Source organism: Mycobacterium sp. UM_Kg27 (assembly GCF_000972905.1).
Taxonomy (GTDB): domain Bacteria; phylum Actinomycetota; class Actinomycetes; order Mycobacteriales; family Mycobacteriaceae; genus Mycobacterium.
Genome location: NZ_JRMM01000094.1, coordinates 1 through 16897, shown reverse-complemented (window position 1 = coordinate 16897; position 16897 = coordinate 1). Strand labels below are relative to the sequence as shown.

At 65.9% G+C, this 16897-nt stretch carries 20 protein-coding genes; 17 read left to right on the top strand and 3 right to left on the bottom strand.

The annotated features are described in order from the left end of the window. The 5 genes from ectA to LI94_RS14810 form a co-directional block, all read left to right on the top strand. A partial coding sequence (ectA, locus tag LI94_RS14830; protein ID WP_046301649.1) for a diaminobutyrate acetyltransferase occupies positions 1-391 on the top strand: 391 nt, incomplete at its 5' end. A 189-nt stretch (positions 392-580) separates the two neighbouring features. Continuing rightward, positions 581-1858, top strand: a complete 1278-nt coding sequence (gene ectB, locus LI94_RS14825) for a diaminobutyrate--2-oxoglutarate transaminase (RefSeq protein WP_046301648.1) — start codon at positions 581-583, stop codon at positions 1856-1858. Next, complete coding sequence (locus LI94_RS14820; protein ID WP_024443291.1) at positions 1855-2262, top strand: ectoine synthase; 408 nt, start codon at positions 1855-1857, stop codon at positions 2260-2262. The genes ectB and LI94_RS14820 overlap by 4 nt, the downstream gene beginning before the upstream one ends. Positions 2263-2270: 8 nt before the next feature. After that, on the top strand, positions 2271-3161 hold the full coding sequence (gene thpD / locus LI94_RS14815) for an ectoine hydroxylase (protein WP_046301647.1): 891 nt from the start codon (positions 2271-2273) through the stop codon (positions 3159-3161). A 27-nt stretch (positions 3162-3188) separates the two neighbouring features. After that, positions 3189-3680: a DUF3830 family protein gene (locus LI94_RS14810; RefSeq protein ID WP_024443293.1), complete on the top strand. Its 492-nt coding sequence runs from the start codon at positions 3189-3191 to the stop codon at positions 3678-3680. Here the strand turns inward: LI94_RS14810 and LI94_RS14805 are convergent. After that, entirely contained in the window at positions 3670-5082 is a 1413-nt protein-coding gene (locus LI94_RS14805) for an amidase (RefSeq protein WP_046301646.1), read from the bottom strand. The genes LI94_RS14810 and LI94_RS14805 overlap by 11 nt on opposite strands. A gap of 10 nt (positions 5083-5092) precedes the next feature. Further along, positions 5093-6061 (bottom strand): D-2-hydroxyacid dehydrogenase, encoded by a 969-nt coding sequence (locus tag LI94_RS14800; protein WP_046301645.1) that lies wholly within the window; start codon positions 6059-6061, stop codon positions 5093-5095. A gap of 81 nt (positions 6062-6142) precedes the next feature. Between LI94_RS14800 and LI94_RS14795 the strand changes: the two genes are divergently transcribed. Genes LI94_RS14795 through LI94_RS14785 form a run of 3 tightly spaced genes read left to right on the top strand, consistent with a single transcriptional unit; the run spans position 6143 to position 8318 of the window. After that, the gene (locus LI94_RS14795; RefSeq protein WP_024443296.1) at positions 6143-6910 is read left to right on the top strand and encodes an Asp/Glu/hydantoin racemase; all 768 of its coding nucleotides are present in this window, start codon (positions 6143-6145) and stop codon (positions 6908-6910) included. Beyond that, the gene (locus tag LI94_RS14790; protein ID WP_046301644.1) at positions 6907-7629 is read left to right on the top strand and encodes a maleate cis-trans isomerase; all 723 of its coding nucleotides are present in this window, start codon (positions 6907-6909) and stop codon (positions 7627-7629) included. The genes LI94_RS14795 and LI94_RS14790 overlap by 4 nt, the downstream gene beginning before the upstream one ends. Next, complete coding sequence (locus LI94_RS14785) at positions 7626-8318, top strand: GntR family transcriptional regulator (RefSeq protein WP_024443298.1); 693 nt, start codon at positions 7626-7628, stop codon at positions 8316-8318. Before LI94_RS14790 ends, LI94_RS14785 begins: the two co-directional genes overlap by 4 nt. 3 nt (positions 8319-8321) lie before the next feature. Here LI94_RS14785 and LI94_RS14780 read toward each other — a convergent pair whose 3' ends face one another. After that, positions 8322-9128, bottom strand: a complete 807-nt coding sequence (locus tag LI94_RS14780) for an IclR family transcriptional regulator (protein ID WP_024443299.1) — start codon at positions 9126-9128, stop codon at positions 8322-8324. Positions 9129-9250: 122 nt separating this feature from the next. On the opposite strand from LI94_RS14780, the gene LI94_RS14775 reads away from it, so the two are divergent. From LI94_RS14775 to pcaC, 9 genes are read left to right on the top strand one after another with little or no spacing between them, the layout of a single operon-like run. Then, positions 9251-10690, top strand: a complete 1440-nt coding sequence (locus tag LI94_RS14775) for an aromatic ring-hydroxylating dioxygenase subunit alpha (protein ID WP_024443300.1) — start codon at positions 9251-9253, stop codon at positions 10688-10690. Then, positions 10687-11313, top strand: a complete 627-nt coding sequence (locus tag LI94_RS14770) for a 3-phenylpropionate/cinnamic acid dioxygenase subunit beta (protein WP_082105769.1) — start codon at positions 10687-10689, stop codon at positions 11311-11313. Before LI94_RS14775 ends, LI94_RS14770 begins: the two co-directional genes overlap by 4 nt. Positions 11314-11330: 17 nt before the next feature. Beyond that, positions 11331-11570 (top strand): hypothetical protein, encoded by a 240-nt coding sequence (locus tag LI94_RS14765; protein ID WP_036458330.1) that lies wholly within the window; start codon positions 11331-11333, stop codon positions 11568-11570. Then, entirely contained in the window at positions 11567-12367 is an 801-nt protein-coding gene (gene hcaB / locus LI94_RS14760) for a 3-(cis-5,6-dihydroxycyclohexa-1,3-dien-1-yl)propanoate dehydrogenase (RefSeq protein ID WP_024443303.1), read from the top strand. Before LI94_RS14765 ends, hcaB begins: the two co-directional genes overlap by 4 nt. Next, entirely contained in the window at positions 12364-13092 is a 729-nt protein-coding gene (locus tag LI94_RS14755) for a class II aldolase/adducin family protein (RefSeq protein WP_046301642.1), read from the top strand. Before hcaB ends, LI94_RS14755 begins: the two co-directional genes overlap by 4 nt. Next, positions 13089-13838, top strand: a complete 750-nt coding sequence (gene pcaH, locus LI94_RS14750) for a protocatechuate 3,4-dioxygenase subunit beta (RefSeq protein WP_024443305.1) — start codon at positions 13089-13091, stop codon at positions 13836-13838. Before LI94_RS14755 ends, pcaH begins: the two co-directional genes overlap by 4 nt. After that, complete coding sequence (gene pcaG / locus LI94_RS14745; RefSeq protein WP_024443306.1) at positions 13831-14379, top strand: protocatechuate 3,4-dioxygenase subunit alpha; 549 nt, start codon at positions 13831-13833, stop codon at positions 14377-14379. The genes pcaH and pcaG overlap by 8 nt, the downstream gene beginning before the upstream one ends. Continuing rightward, a complete protein-coding gene (gene pcaB / locus LI94_RS14740) occupies positions 14376-15575 on the top strand; it encodes a 3-carboxy-cis,cis-muconate cycloisomerase (protein ID WP_046301641.1) in 1200 nt (399 codons plus the stop codon). The genes pcaG and pcaB overlap by 4 nt, the downstream gene beginning before the upstream one ends. Next, the gene (pcaC, locus tag LI94_RS14735) at positions 15572-16729 is read left to right on the top strand and encodes a 4-carboxymuconolactone decarboxylase (protein WP_024443308.1); all 1158 of its coding nucleotides are present in this window, start codon (positions 15572-15574) and stop codon (positions 16727-16729) included. The genes pcaB and pcaC overlap by 4 nt, the downstream gene beginning before the upstream one ends. The last annotated feature ends 168 nt before the right edge of the window (positions 16730-16897 follow it).

The window sequence follows — 16897 nt, the reverse complement described above, 5'->3', positions numbered from 1 at the left end:
CGGTTCAGCGAGGCTCGACGCAGGAGAGCCGAAACTGGGACCGCCGCACAAACTCGGCGGCTTTGTCACCGGCTATCGGCGTCCCGAGGATCCGCAGACCCTGATGGTCTGGCAGGTGGCTGTCAACGCCGCGCACCGGGGAGCCGGCCTGGCCGGCAGGATGCTCGATCACCTGGCGAGCACGCAGGTCACTCGAGGCGTTACTCATCTTGAGACCTCGATCACACCGGACAACGAGGCCAGCCGCCGGCTTTTCGGCGCCTTCGCTCGGCGATGGGCTGCACCACTGGAGTGTTCCGTGCTGTTCGGAGCGGATTTGTTCGCCGAATCTCATCTGGCAGAAGAACTGTTTCGCATCGGGCCGCTTCGGGTACCCCCACGACGCCAGTGAGGGCGTGGCAAGGTTGAGATCACAAAATGGTCTCGGTAAGGTCACGAACGCGCAAACGTGAGCCCCGACAGACCTAGGCCGGGGGCATACGAGCGGGGTGGTAGGTCGAGCCGAGATCACCCGCGGCACGGAGTTTGACGTCGACCTGTCGTTCCGTTCCGTTGTATGTGACCGACGGACGGAGGAACTATGACGATTTTTGAAACCCTGGAATCCGAGGTACGAAGTTATTGCCGGTCCTGGCCGGTGACGTTCGATCGGGCCAGCGGCTCCCGGATGTGGGATGTCAACGGCAAGGAGTATCTGGACTTTTTTGCCGGCGCCGGAGCGCTCAACTACGGCCACAACCACCCTGATCTGCGGGCGCCGCTAGTGGAGTACCTGAGCTCGGATCGAGTGGTGCACTCCCTCGACATGAACACCGTCGCGAAGGCCGAGTTCCTGGAGCGCTTCAACGATGTGATCCTCAAGCCTCGCGAGCTCGACTACAAGGTGCAGTTTCCCGGGCCCACCGGGACCAACGCGGTGGAATCGGCGCTGAAACTGGTGCGCAAGGTCACCGGTCGCGAGAGCATCATCAGCTTTACCAACGCTTTTCACGGCATGACACTGGGTTCGCTGAGTGTCACCGGCAACTCGATGAAGCGCGGCGGCGCCGGTATCCCGCTGGTGCATGCCACGCCGATGCCCTATGACAACTACCTCGATGGCGTGGTGCCCGACTTCATCTGGTTCGAGCGTCTGCTCGATGACAGCGGCAGCGGCCTGAATGAGCCGGCGGGGGTGATCGTCGAGACCGTTCAGGGTGAAGGCGGAATCAACGTGGCCCGCCTGGAATGGTTGCGCGGCCTGTCTGAGCTGTGCCAGCGCCACAACCTGCTGCTGATCGTCGACGACGTCCAGATGGGCTGCGGGCGCACCGGACCGTTCTTCAGCTTCGAGGCGGCCGGAATAGTTCCCGACATCGTCTGCCTGTCCAAGTCGATCAGCGGGTACGGGCTGCCGATGGCGTTAACGCTGTTCAAGCCCGAACTTGACGTGTGGGAGCCGGGCGAGCACAACGGCACATTCCGCGGCCAGAACCCGTCCTTCGTGACCGCCGCTGCCGCACTGAACTTCTGGACCGACAACCGCTTGGAGAAGTCCGTACTGCGTAAGGGCGAACTGATCGAACAGGCGCTGACCGAAGTCGTGGACCCGATCCCCGGCGTCACCACCCGCGGCCGTGGGCTGATCCGCGGCGTGGCCTTCGAACGCCCCGAGCTGGCAGCGGCGGTATGCCGCGAGGCCTTCGAGCGCGGACTGCTGCTGGAGACCTCTGGACCGGAAGGCGAAGTCGTAAAAATGATGCCGCCGTTGGTCATTGACGATGACGACCTAGCCGAAGGTCTGATGATCGCCGCCCAGTCGATCGAAGCCGTCGCCGCCCGCGAACTCACCGCAACCACCTCAGGAGTCAGCCGATGATTGTCCGTACCCTCGCCGAGATCAAGGGCACCGACCGCGACGTGCAGTCCAAGACGTGGAACAGCCAGCGGCTGTTGCTGGCCCGCGACGGACAGCGGTTCTCGATGCACGAGACGTGCCTGTACGCCGGCACTGAGACCTCGATGTGGTACGCCAATCACGTTGAAGCGGTGTACTGCGTCGGCGGCGAAGGTGAGCTGATCAACGACGAGACCGGCGAGGTGCACCCGCTGCATGACGGCACCCTGTACCTGCTCGACGGTCACGAGCACCACCGGGTCATTGCCCACACCGATCTGCGCATGGTGTGCGTATTCGACCCGCCGGTCACCGGGCAGGAGGTGCACGACGACACCGGCGCGTACCCCCTGCTCACTGAACATCCGCAGGAGACGGCATCGTGACCCCTCCTATGGCCCAAACCCTCACCGACCGCTACCCCACGCGCAATAACGTCACGATCGGTATCGAACCCCGGCACGACCCGGTGGTCTGGACCGCAGCAGCCAACGGCGGGCCGTGGAGCCCGGACAGTGTCGCGCAGTTCGACGCCGACGGATTTCTGGCCGTCGACACCCTGGTGGACGCCGATGTGGTCGCAGACCTGCGCAACGAGCTCGACCGCCTGCGGGCCGACGCCGCGCTGGCCGCCGACGACCGTTCGATCTGCGAGCGCGACAGCGGCCAGATCCGGTCGATCTTCGAGGTGCACCGGATCAGCCCGGCGTTCGCCGCGCTGGTCGCCGATCCGCGCCTGGTGGGACCGGCCCGTCAACTGCTCGGCTCCGATGTCTATGTGCACCAGAGCCGGGTCAACTTCAAGCCGGGGTTCAATGGCCGGGAGTTCTACTGGCACTCCGATTTTGAGACCTGGCACGCTGAAGACGGCATGCCCAGCCCTCGGGCGGTCAGCGTCTCGGTAGCCCTCACCGAGAACCTGGACAGCAACGGATCCCTGATGATCATGCCCGGTTCGCACCGTTGGTTCGTGTCGTGCCCGGGTCAGACCCCGCCGGATCACTACCGCTCGTCGCTCAAACAGCAGGAGATCGGCACACCCGACGATGCGAGCCTGACCTGGCTGGCCGATCAGCACGGGATTCGCCAGATCACCGGCCCGGCCGGGTCCGCGGTGTTCTTCGACAGCAACTGCATGCACGGCTCGAGCAGCAACATCACGCCGTATGCGCGCTCGAACGTCTTCATCGTCTACAACAGCGTGGACAACACCCTGGTGGAGCCGTTCGGCGCTGCCGTTCCGCGACCGACATTCATCGCCAGCCGCGTCTTCGACCCGGTCTAGACCCGGACGGAGAGGAAAGGGACTGCTGTGGCACGTTTCCTGTCCATCACGCTGACCGGGCGGGGGGTGTCGTGCCGCGCGCGCCTGCTCGACGAGCAGGCGCCCCTGACCTGCGCCGTGGTCTGGGAAGCGTTGCCCGTCGCCGGCCAGGCCTTTCACGGCAAGTACGCCCGCAACGAGGTCTACACGCTGTTGCCGCCGTTGGGTAGCCCGGGCCGGGAGAACACCACGGTCACGCCAATCCCCGGCGACGTCTGCTTCTTCGACTTCGACGCCGGTGACATCGGCAACCCCGCCTACGGATACGACGCGGACGGGCAAGCGAGTTCACCGCTGGGCGCCACGGACCTTGCGATATTCTACGGCCGCAACAACCTGCTGGTCAATGGCGATGTCGGGTGGGTGCCCGGCAACGTCTTCGCCACGATCGAGGACGGCCTGAGCGAGATGGCCGCCGCATGCAACGACTTGTGGATGGCCGGTGCGGTCGGGGAACAGTTGGCCTTCACTAGGGCCTAGCGAGGGGCCGGCAAGGGCGCGATCTACCGGTCAGGCCAAGCACTCGCTCGGCGAACAGACCGGCCGCCAACACCAGATCGTCGCTGTGCCGGGGTCCGATGATCTGCATGCCGATCGGCAGCCCCTCCGATGTGGCGCCGATCGGAATGCTCAGCGCCGGCTGTTGAGTCATGTTGAACGGGTAGGTGAACGGCGTCCACTGCGCCCACCACCGCATATCGGATTCGGTCGGCACGTCGTGGCCGGCGGTGAAGGCCGCAATGGGCGTGGTCGGCGTGATCAAGAGGTTGTGCCGTTCGTGGAAGCGGCCCATGGTCAACCCCAGATCCACACTGACCTGGCGTGCGGCCAGATAGTCCACGCCCGACACCGCCGTGCCCCGGGCCCACATGTCGGCCAGGCCCGGGTCGACGAGCCCGCGGTCGCTCTCTCGGCCACGCAGACTGCCCGCTGCCCCGGTCGCCCACAGCACCTCGAACGCGTCGATAGGGTCGGCGAAGCCGGGATCGGCTATCACAACGTTCAATCCCGCGTCGGCCAGTGCCTGAACCGCCTCGGCAACCGCGGATTCGACTTGCGGGTCGACGTCGGCATATCCCAGAGTCGGCGAGTACGCGACGTCGAGACCGACCAGGTCGCGCCGGACTTCACCGCGGTAGGTCGTCAGAGTCGCCGGCAACGATGTGGAGTCGCGGAAGTCCGGCAACGCGATGATGTCCATCAGCACGGCGGCGTCTTCGACGGTCCGGGTGATCGGGCCGGCGTGCGCCAGTGGCCCGAACGGACTGATCGGATACATCGGCACCCGGCCGTGAGTGGGTTTGAAACCGACCACCCCGCAGAAACTCGCGGGGATCCGGATGCTTCCGCCGCCGTCTGTGCCGATAGCCAAGGGCGCCATTCCGGCCGCGACGGCGGCGGCGCTGCCACCCGAGGAGCCACCGGCGGTACGGGTGGTGTCGGCGGGATTGCGGGTGACGCCGGTCCGTGGGCTGTCGGTGACGCCCTTCCACGCCAGTTCCGGGGTGGTCGTCTTGCCCAGCAGCACCATGCCGTCGTTGCGGATCTTGTCCACCGCCGGACTGTCATCGGGCCATGGCCCCGCCGCATCGGCGAGCAGCGATCCCCGCAAAGTCGGCCAACCGGCGGTGTGAAAGACGTCCTTGATCGCGATCGGCACCCCATCGAGCAGGCCCTTGGTGTAGTTGCCGCCCCAGCGGACCTCGGATTTACGGGCCTCCGACAGCGCAGCCTCTTCATCGACCAGACAGAAGGCGTTGACTTCGCCGTCACGTTCGCTGATCGCCGCGAGAGCGGCGGCGGTGGCTTCCACCGGCGACAGCTCACCGGAGGTGTAGGCGGCGACCAGTTGCAGAGCGGTCAGTTCAGTCGGCTCGGTCATGTCCGCCCCCTCACCCGGTTCCGCTGGATGCGTACCGGGTCATCTGCTTGTCGACGACGTTGTGCAGTGGCTGCCCAGCGAGATATCGCTTGAAGTTGGCGATGAACTGCTGCTGCAAGAGACTCCGCCAACCCCGGATGTCACCGCTGTTGTGTGGCGTCAGGCTGACGTTGGGCGCACTCCACAGCGGATGATCGGCAGGAAGCGGCTCCGGTTCGACGACATCGAGGGCCGCCCCGGCAATGACGCCGTTCTGCAGCGCCGCCACCAGCGCGCCGGTGTCCACCAGCTCGCCGCGCCCCACGTTGATCAGGCGCGCCGTCGGCCGCATCGCGTCAAGCACCCCGGCCTCGACCATGCCCCGGGTCTGCGCCGTCAATGGGGCGGCGAGCACCACATAGTCGGCGTCGGCGACTGCGGCGAGCACATCGGTGGTGATCGAGCCGAAGTCGGGATCCTCGCGGGCGCTGCGGCCCACGCCGCGCACCGACATGCCAACGGCTCGCAGCAACCGGGCGACGGCCCGCCCTACCGGGCCCGGCCCGATGATGGTCACAGATGCGCCGGCGATCGGCTCGCTGTCGAAGTGCTCCCACCGGTGGACACGCTGAGCCTCCCCGGAGCGCCGGAAGTCCTTGGCGAAGGCCAGGATCTGGCCCAGCACGTACTCGGCAATGGGTTCCTCGAATATGCCGCGCGAATTGGTGACCACGACATCGCTGTCGACCAGCTCTTCGAAGAGCACGGCGTCCACGCCGATCGCGGCGACCTGGACCCAGCGCAGCGCCTCGGCGGAAGACCACACCGATTCCAGTGCGGGAGAGGAGAAGTCATACAAGAAGAGCACGTCGGCGCCGACAATTCCGTCGGCCAGCCGCGATGACGGAACCATGCGCAACTCCGCGTCTGCGCTGATCGAATCGAGTTGGGCGGGAACCGACTCACCGTGCTGGACGGTCACCACCGGCCGCGCGTCCACATTGACACCGTAGAAACAGATCGTATGATTGTCAACAATCCAGGGCTGGCCTGGGGGTGGAACGTCGGTATGGGGAAACCCATGGATCTGTCCCAGTTTCCGGAATTGCCGGAGTTCGACGGGCCGGTTGATCAGCGCGGTGTCGGCATCATCGCGCCGTTCGACCTGGCCATCGAACGCGAACTGTGGCGCTGGATCCCCGCCGAGGTGACGCTGCACCTGGCCCGTACTCACTACGAACCGGTCCCGGTCAGCCGGGCCATGGCCGAGCTGGTGTCTGACACCAACCACCTACAGGCGGCGACCCGAGACGTGCTGCACGTCGAACCAGAGGTGGTTGCCTATCTGTGCTCGTCAGGCAGCTTCATCCACGGCGTCGAGTATGAGAAGACGCTGGTCTCTGCGATCGAGGCGGCCGGCGCCAAGGCGGCGGTCACCACATCGGGAGCACTGGCCGAAGCCGTTATCGCACTGGACATCTCGCGGATCAGCGTGCTGACCCCCTACGACGAAGAGCTGACCGACTTGTTGCGGGTGTTCTTGAATCAGCTCGGGGTGTCCGTGCTGCACTCGGATCATCTGGGGCTGGGCGGGGGGATCTGGAAAGTCAACTACCGCACCGTGGCCGAACGGATCCTGGCCGCCGATCGCCCGGACTCGCAGGCCATCTTCGTCAGCTGCACCAACCTGCGGACCTATGACATCGTCGCGCCGCTGGAGCAGATGCTGGGCAAGCCGATCCTCACCGCCAATCAACTCACGATGTGGGCGTGCTTGGGCCGGATGGACCTGCCGATGATGGGCCCCGGCCAGTGGCTCCGCGACGTCTTCACCGGAGCCCCGCAGTGACCGCCGCACCACCCACCGTCGGGTTCATCTATCCCGACCACGCCGCCGAGTCGGACTACCCGCGCGCAGCTCGGTTGCTGGACATGCACCTGCCCGTGGCGCACATCTACGGCACCGACCTGCACGCCGTGCCAGAGCTGATGGATCTCGGCAGCCCTGACAAACTCGCCCGCGGGGCGGCATTGCTGGCGCCGCAGCGGCCCGCCGCGGTGGTCTGGGCGTGTACATCGGGCAGCTTCGTGTTCGGCCCCACGGGCGCGGCCGAGCAGGTCGAGCAGCTGGCGGCGGAAGCGGGCGTGCCCGCCTCGAGCACCTCGTTCGCGTTCGTGCACGCGTTGGCCGCGCTCGGTTGCCGTCACGTCGCGGTGGCGGCCAGCTATCCGCGCGACATCGCCGAGTTGTTCGTGAACTTTGTTGCCGCCCATGGCGTCACCGTCGAAGCCATGGGCGACGCCGGCATCCCCACCGCCGCAGAGGTGGGCCGGCTGACGCCGAATCAGGTCCGGGACTTGGCGCTGCGCAATGATTGTCCCCGGGCGGACGCACTGTTGATTCCCGACACCGCCATGCACACCGTCGACCAGGTCGACGAAATCGAGCAACTGCTGGGCAAGCCGGTACTGACCGCTAACGCGGTGACGGTGTGGGAAGGTTTGCGCATCGCCGGGATAACCCGGCGGACCGCCGGGCTGGGCGCATTGTTCGAGGATGGGCGATGACAATCTCACACGATGCCGCGTTCGAGCCACTGAGCCGAGCTTCGACGGCAGAGTTGATCGCCGAACGACTGCGGGAGGCGATCACCCGCGGCCGGCTGTTGCCGGGTCAGCAGCTCGGTGAAGCGAGTCTGGCCGCGCAGTTTGCGGTGTCGCGTGGACCGGTACGGGAGGCGATGCAGCGGCTGGTGGCCGAAGGGTTGCTGCGCAGCGAACGCAACCGAGGCATCTTCGTCGTCGAACTCACCGATGACGACGTCCGCGACGTGTATCAGGCCCGCAAGGCGATCGAACGCGCCGCCGTGATCGAAGTGCTCCACGGTGACCCCCGCGGAGCGGCGGCGCGGTTGCGTGGTCCGGTGGAGGCCCTGCGGGTGGCCGCCGCCCACGGCGACGGCACCGCTGCGGCCGACGCCGACCAGGCGTTCCATGAGGTGCTGGTCGAGTGTGCCGGCAGCCCTCGCCTGCACCGCGCGATGCGGACCCTGCTGTCGGAAACTCGAATCCTGCTCGGAGAACTCGAAGAGGCCTACCCCGACCTACGCGAACAGGTGACCGAACATGTCGTGCTGCGCAAGGCGATCGGTGCCGGAGACGAAGATCTGGCGATCCGACTGATCGATGAGCACATGGACGATGCGGTACGTCGGCTGTTGGCGCGGCGGGCGCAGCTGCTCTTGGCCTCGCCGTAGCACCTAGCCGATCTGTGCGCCTATCTCTTTGGCCGCCTCGACCAGCACAGCGGCCACCCCTTGGTACTGCGAAATACTCAGACGGTGAACGGGCGCTGCGGCATTGAGCGCCAGCAGCACACCCGGCGCACGCGCGGGAATCGGCACCGCAACCGAGGCGACGCCGTCCTCACTGCCCTCCCGGTTCACCGCGTAGCCCTGTTGTCGTATCCGACCGAGCTCGCGGTGCAGCTCCGTCCTGGTGCCTACCGAATGTGTCGTCACACGCTGCAGCTCTTCGGTGGGATACAGCCGGGCGATGTCGGCGTCAGACAGGCGCGCCAGTAGCGCCTTGCCGGTCGAGGTGCAATGCGCCGGCATGGTGCGTCCCAGCCGTGAGGCAACCCGCACCGCAGCCTGCCCCTCGGCAGCCGCGATGAAGCGGACGTTGGAGCCCTCAAGCACGCCAAGGTGCACCGACTCGTTGAGACATTCACTGAGGCGCAGTAGTACCGGCTTTGCCGCACCCTCGATGTCGATGCGGTTGAACACCGAGAACGCCACGCTCATCAGCGCGGGCCCGGGGTGATACGCCTTGGACGCCGGATCCTGGCGCACAAAGCCCCGGTACTGCAGCATCGCCAACAGCCGGTGGGCAGTGGAGGATGCGACGCCCAAGTGGTTCGCCGCGTCGGTCAAGCGGATCTGCGGCTGCTCCCCCAGCAGCAGCAGCAGCTTCAGCGCCCGGTCCACCGATCCGATCGGGTACTGCGGCACACCCCCGTCCGGGGCCGCGTCGCCCGGCGACCAACCAGGCTCGTCTTTCTGCATAGCAGAGACACTACCCAGCGTTGTTGACCTTTAAGCGGGAATCCTGGCAGAGTTTTCGCCACAGCCCCGGGACTTTCTCTGCATAACAGATATCTTGGGTTCTCAAGACTGGAGACGCATCGATGAGTGATCACCGGCATGTCCTCGATGAGGTCAGGCGGGGCATGATCCCGGCGCACATCTACAACGACGCTGAGATCTTCGAACTCGAGAAGGAGCGGCTCTTCCGTCGCGCCTGGATGTTCGTCGCGCATGAGTCGGAGATCCCCCAAGACGGCGACTACGTCGTGCGACGCCTGCTCAACGACTCCTTCATCATTGCGCGCGACTCCAAGGGCGACGTGCGGGCCATGTTCAACATGTGCCTGCATCGCGGGATGCAGATCTGCCGCGCCGAGATGGGCAATGCCTCCAATTTCCGATGTCCCTACCACGGCTGGTCGTATCGCAACGACGGGCGCATCACCGGCTTGCCCTTCCACCAAGAGGCCTATGGCGGCGAGGCCGGCTTTTCCAAGCGCGGCCAGACTCTGTTGCCCGCACCGAGTCTCGCCAGTTACAACGGCCTGATCTTCATCAGCCTTGACCCGCAGGCTCCCCCGCTCGAGGACTTTCTCGGCGACTTCAAGTTCTATCTCGACTTCTACACCAGGCAGAGCCGCAGCGGCCTCGAGGTGCGCGGCCCGCAACGGTGGCGCATCAAGGCGAACTGGAAGATCGGCGTCGAGAATTTCGCCGGCGACATGTATCACACCCCGCACACCCACGCCTCTGTCGTCGATATCGGGCTATTTCGGGAACCGAAGGCGCAGAAGCGCAAAGACGGCGCGACGTACTGGGCGACCTGCGGCGGAGGTACCACCTACAAGCTGCCGCCCGGCGACTTCGAGGAACGGATGCGCTACGTCGGCTATCCCGACGAAATGGTGGGGCGCATCAAGGACGTGTGGTCGGCCGACCACCAGCGCATGGTCGCCGACGACGGCTTCATGATCTCGGCGGCATCCTGTTTTCCTAACATGAGCCTGGTTCACAACTGGCCGAAGATCCAGGACAGCGAAGATGTGTTGCCGTTCATCTCGATCCGCACCTGGCAGCCGATCAGTGAGAACGAAACCGAGGTGTACTCGTGGTTTGCGGTCGATGCGGCCGCCCCCGAGCAGTTCAAGAAAGACTCCTACAAGGCCTACCTGATGTGCTTTGGCTCCACGGGCATGTTCGAACAGGATGACGTGGAGAACTGGGTGTCGCTGACCAACACCGCTGCCGGTTCCATGGCCCGTCAACTGTTGCTCAACGGCCGGATGGGCCTGCTCGCCGACGACACCCCCGTGGTCAACGCCTTGCCACCTGAGCTGTTCCATGGCCCAGGCACCGCTCAAGTCGGCTACAACGAGAACAACCAGCGCGAGATCCTTCGGATGTGGGCCGATCACCTCCAAATGAGCCCGGTGGCGACCGACACCGCAGCGATGGGCACACAGCGCGAAGGAATCACCCCCCTCGTGCAGACCAACGGCACGTCGGCGTGCGATGCCGGCTGCGAGGAGGCCCGGGTATGACGTCCGCCGAGAAAAGCCAGCGGCCCGGGTTCGCCCGGCCAAAAGATGCCCGCGGCCCGTGGGAGCTTGCAGTTCTTGGTGAGCATGCACCCAAGCAGCTCCGTACCGGTAAGCCCTTGCCGTTCAACGACACCCGACACCTACAGGCGCACCAGTTCTTGGTCGACGAGGCCTATCTACTCGACGCACAGCAGTACACCGAATGGCTTGACACCCTCACCGAGGACATCCATTACTTCATGCCCGTCCGGGTGACGACCGCCTCGGGAGCTGGATTCGACACTTCGCCGGGCATGGCTCATTTCGATGAGAACAAATACTCGTTGAACCGGCGCGTCGCGCGCTTTGCGACCGAGCACGCCTGGACCGAAGATCCGCCGTCACGGCTGCGCCATCACATCACCAACGTTCGCACCTTCGCCTGCGAGGACGACCAGCACCTGATCGTCGAGTCAGCCGAGCTGCTGTTCCGCAGCCGCGGCGATGTGAACGAGGCGGCGTTCGTCTCCTGCGGCCGGGAAGACCTGCTGCGGCGCACAGATGACCAGTGGAAGTTGGCGCGGCGCAGCATCTATGTCGATGAGTCGGTGCTGCGTATGCAGAATCTGGCGGTCTTCCTGTGAGCGCACTCGATGACCTCATGGCCAATACGGTCGGTGACGCCATAACCATCGCCAACGAGTTCACCGAAGTGACGCTGCACCGGGTCGATACCCGCAACGGGTCGCGGCTGTTGATCACATCGCCGAAGTCGGGGCAATGGATCAGTCTCGACGCGCTGGAATTGGAGGCATTGACCTGGCAGAACGCCTACACTCTGGCGGCGATGGTGGGCAACATGCACCAACCGCTCCTCTCCGACGACAGTGACCTGCCGTGACGCGATGGCTGGACGGTAAGCGGGCCCTCGTCGTCGGCGCCGGCTCAGGAATCGGTCGAGCAGTCGTCGACGCCTATCTCGACGAGGGAGCCCAGGTCGCGGTGTTGGAACGCGATCAGTCGAAGTGCGCTGCCTTGGCAAGTCAGTTGCCGAGAGTCCCGGTGACACAGGGAGATGCCACGACTGCCGAGGCCAACGAGCGTGCTGTCACTACCGCCGTTGCGGCGTTCGGCGGCCTCGACACGCTGGTCAACTGCGTGGGGATCTTCGACTTCTACAAGGGAATCACCGATATCTCGACCGACGAGCTGGAGCCGGCGTTCGACGAGATGTTCAAGACCAACGTCCTGAGTCAGCTGCAGTCGGTGAAAGCCGCTCTCCCAGCACTTCAGGCCCAAGAGCGGTCATCGATCGTTCTCACCGAGTCCGCGTCATCGTTCTATCCCGGTCGCGGCGGCGTACTTTACGTCGCGTCGAAGTTCGCCGTGCGCGGCCTGGTCAGCACGCTCGCCTACGAGCTCGCCCCGCACATCCGGGTCAACGGCGTTGCGCCGGGCGGAACGTTGAACACCGACTTACGCGGTTTGCAGAACCTCTCGCTCGACCATATCCGCCTGGACGACACCCCCGACCGGGCACGCGATCTCGCGGCCCGCACCCCGCTCAACGTCGCACTCACTCCGCAGGACCACGCCTGGAGCTATGTCTTCTTGGCATCAGACCGGTCCCGCGGTATCACGGCCGGAACCACACATCCCGACGGTGGATTCGGGATGACCACCGGAGGTACCGCGTGACCGCCGACGATCTGGCGCCACTGAGGCTGGAGGTGGCGCAGGCCTGCCGAGTCGCTGCCGCCCGAGGTCTGGTGGACGGCATTCTCGGACACATCAGTGCCAGGGTCGACGAACAACACCTACTCGTGCGGTGCCGCAGCGACTCCGACGACGGCGTGGCATTCACCCGTCCCGGCGACATTCGGCTCATCCGCTTTGACGGAACACCGGGCATGCCAGGCGAACTGGACGGATACCGGGTGCCCAACGAGCTGCCGATCCACGTCGAGACCCTGCTGGCCCATCCCGAAAACCGGGCAGTGGCCCACCTGCACCCACCGGCCGTCGTGGCCGCCGACCTGGCGGGCATCACGATCGAACCCATCTACGGGGCCTTCGACATCCCTGGCGCGTGGCTCGCGCGCCGCGGCGTCCCGGTGTACCCGCGGGCCGTGTTGATCCGCACCGCAGAACTCGGTAGGGAGATGGTCGCAGCCATGGCCGGCAAGCCGGTGGTGATCTGTCGCGGCCATGGAATCACCAGCGCCGCTGCCACGGTTCGCCAGGCTGTCCTGCAGGCGATCAGCGTGGACCAGCTGGCTTCGATGTCACTGCGGATCCGCTGCGCGGGCGGCACGCCAAGGCCGATCGACGAGGCAGATTGGGCAGACCTGCCCGACCTCGGCCCCGCGTTCACCGCAGATGCCGCCTGGCGCCATGAACTGGCCCGGTTGGAGCGCCCGTGACAGGCCAGGAGCAGATCAGCGCGGAGATCGCGACAATCCAGGCCACGTACTCGCGCGGCGGCGTTGAGGAGAGCCAGCCGAGGCTGGACTACCCGCCCTACCGCAGCAGCGTTCTTCGCCATCCCAAACGGGCCCTACACCTGGTCGATCCAGAGGCCGTGGAGCTGGTGGGGCCCTGTTTCGGCCGAGACGACGTCGCCCTGCTCGACGCCGATCTGACGATCCAACACGCCGGCACACCGATCGGTGAACGCACCGTGGTGACCGGGCGGATCGTCGACGGCGACGGCAGGCCGGTACGCCGCCAACTCGTCGAGATCTGGCAGGCCAACGCCAGCGGCCGCTACATCCATCAGGGTGATCAACATCCCGCACCGTTGGACCCCAATTTCACCGGAACGGGGCGTTGTCTGACCGATGACGACGGGTTCTACCGGTTCACCACGATCAAGCCCGGCCCGTACCCCTGGCGCAACCACCACAACGCCTGGCGTCCCGCGCATATCCATTTCTCCTTGTTCGGAACCGATTTCACGCAGCGGATGATCACGCAGATGTACTTTCCGGGCGACCCGCTGTGCCCGCTGGACCCGATCTATCAGTCGATCACCGACCCCAAGGCCCGTGATCGACTGGTCGCCGTCTACGACCACGACATCACCAGCCACGAATGGGCCACCGGCTACCGGTGGGACATCGTGCTCACCGGCACAGCCGCAACGCCGTTCGAGGGTCACAATGACTGAGCTGATGGCCACGCCCGGACAGACCATCGGCCCGTTCTTCGGCTATGCGTTGCCGTTCGAACGCGGCAACGAACTCGTGCCTCCCGGCTCGGCCGGTGCCATCGAACTGCACGGCACTGTCACCGACGGCGCCGGGGCGCCCGTTCCCGATGCACTGGTGGAGATCTGGCAGGCCGATGCGGGCGGCGCCGTGGCGCGGGCCAGTTCGCTTCGCCGCGACGGCCACCACTTCGGCGGATGGGGACGAACCTCGACAGATACCAGCGGCCACTTCAGCTTCACGACGGTGCGACCTGGGGCGCTCCCCCCGTCGTCACCGTTCATTGCCGTCGCCGTGTTTGCGCGGGGCCTGCTGAACCGATTGTTCACCCGTGCCTATCTGCCCGGCGACCATCTCCACGCAGATCGCTTGCTGAATTCCGTGGCGGCTGATCGTCGACATACGCTCATCGCGGTGCCCGACGAGCAGGGCTTACGGTTCGATATCAGGTTGCAGGGCGCCGACGAGACGGTATTCCTGCGCTATCGGGGGCAACCATGACCGACGTGTTGTGGCCCGGCGATCACCGGGCCGGGCCGATCTTCAGCGACGCGGCATACCTGGCTGCGATGCTGCGGGTCGAAAACGCCTGGCTCGCTGCGCTTGTCGATGCTGGTATCGCGCCTGAGGCGGCGCGGGCCGACCTGACTGCGGCGATCTCGGCAGCGGACGCGGACGCGATCGCCGTGGCCGCCGAGGCGACCGGCAACCCGGTTCCCGGTCTGCTCGATCTGCTTCGCGAACGCACCGATGGCGAACCTGCACGCTGGCTGCACCGCGGCCTGACCAGTCAGGACGTCATCGACACCGCATTGATGCTCTGCCTGCGCGACGCATTGGATCGGGTTCACAACGAGCTCGGGCAGCAAGTACGCACCGTGGCCGCACTGACCGCGACCTACCGCGACAGTCCCATGCTTGCCCGCACCTTGACGCAGCCCGCATTGCCGACCACCGTCGGCATGAAGTTCGCCCACTGGCTGAGCGGACTTTTGGATGGCGCCGACTGTGTCGCCGCACTGCCGCAGCTGCCGGTACAGGCAGGCGGCGCCGCGGGCACCATGGCCGCTGCCGCCGAGTTAGCGGGTTCACCCACCGATGCGATGCGCCTGTCCAGACGGCTGGCCGCGGCCCTCGGCCTTGCTGACAGCCCGCCGTGGCACACGACTCGCTCCGTCATCACCCGCGCGGGCGACGCGTTGGCGACATGTTGCGACGCGTGGGCCCACATCGCCAATGATGTTGCGATGGGCAGCAGGCCCGAGATCGGTGAATTGTCCGAGGGCCGCGGCGGCGGTTCGTCGACGATGCCGCACAAGAACAATCCGGTGTTGTCCGTGCTGATCCGCCGCGCCGGCTTGGCGGCACCGCCGCTGGCCGCCAGCCTGCACGCCGCTTCGGCAGGCAGCATCGATGAGCGTTCCGACGGTGGCTGGCACGCCGAATGGGCGGCCCTGCGGACCTTGTCCCGCTATGCCGTCGTAGCTGCCGCGCAGACAACAGATCTGCTGGCGGGGCTGGTCATCGACACCGATCGCGCCGCGGCCAACCTTGCTGCTGCCGGCGACCTGCTCGGCGAGCAGCGGGCGATGAACGAACTGATCGGGAAGACCACCCGGGGCGACTACACCGGGGCCGCAAGCCATCTCATCGATGCTGTGCTGCAGCGCGCACACCCCTGGATGGAGACACCATGAGCGTGCCACGGCTGGTCGGTACTGATTTCGGCGGACCGCCGAACGCAGACCTGATTCTGCTCGGGCCATCGCTCGGGACATCGGCAACCGCCCTGTGGGGCTTAGCCGCTGAACAGCTCGCCCAGCGGCTGCGCGTCATCGCGTGGGACCTTCCCGGCCACGGACGCAGCCCGGCAGCTGCCTTCCGGATGCCAGACCTGGCGGCAGGTGTACTGGCCTTGGTGGACGAGATCTCGCCGCGCGCGGCGTTCCATTACGCCGGCAATTCGATCGGCGGTGCGGTCGGTCTGCAGCTGCTGCTCGATGCCCCCGAGCGGCTGTCGAGCGCCACGCTGCAATGCACCGGCGCCGCCATCGGTCGGGCAGCGGAGTGGGCGACCCGTGCCGCCACCGTGCGCACCTCGGGCACCGGCGCGGTCGTCGAGGCTTCCCTGCAGCGCTGGTTCGCACCCGGTTTCATCGATCGAGCGCCCGGGCTGGTCGCGGCACTGGCGGATGCACTGCGCGGCACCGACGACGAATCCTATGCCCAAGCATGCGAGGCACTGGCCGACTTCGATGTCACCGGACGACTCGGTCAGATCGCTGCACCGGTGCTGGCCATCGCCGGCTCCCATGACGGCGCTACTCCCCCGGAGTCGCTGGGGCGCATCGCTTCCGGTGTCCAACACGGACGCCTGGTGGTGCTCGACGATGTCGGCCACCTGGCACCCGTCGAGGCGCCCGAGGCGACGGTCAACCTCATTCTCGCCCATCTGATGGTGCGGGATCCGGTCTACACCGCAGGTATGGCGGTGCGCCGACAGGTCCTGGGCGACGAACACGTCGACCGCGCGATCGCAGGCACTACCGAGTTCACCGCCGACTTTCAGGACCTGATCACTCGCTATGCGTGGGGCAACATCTGGACCCGCGAAGGCCTCGACCGGCGCAGCCGTTCGATCGTCACCCTGACCGCCCTGGTCTCTCGGGGCCATCATGAAGAGCTGGCCATGCATCTGCGCGCGGCGCGCCGCAACGGCCTGAGCAACGACGAGATCAAAGAGGTACTGTTGCAGACCGCCATCTATTGCGGTGTACCCGAAGCCAATACGGCGTTCCGCATCGCCGCACAGGTGCTTGCCGACTACGGCAACGCCGCGGACACCGAGTGAGTCGCACCATAGTCTGCGACACTGCTGTCTTCGGCACCACCGCTGCTGACCTCGTGGCGAGGTTGCCGGTCAGTTTGGGCTAGGTGTTCTTGACGGGCAGGTTGTGAACGCGTAGGCGTTCGATGGGGGTCTTGCCTCCGATGCCGGTGTGGGGTCGGTGGTAATTGT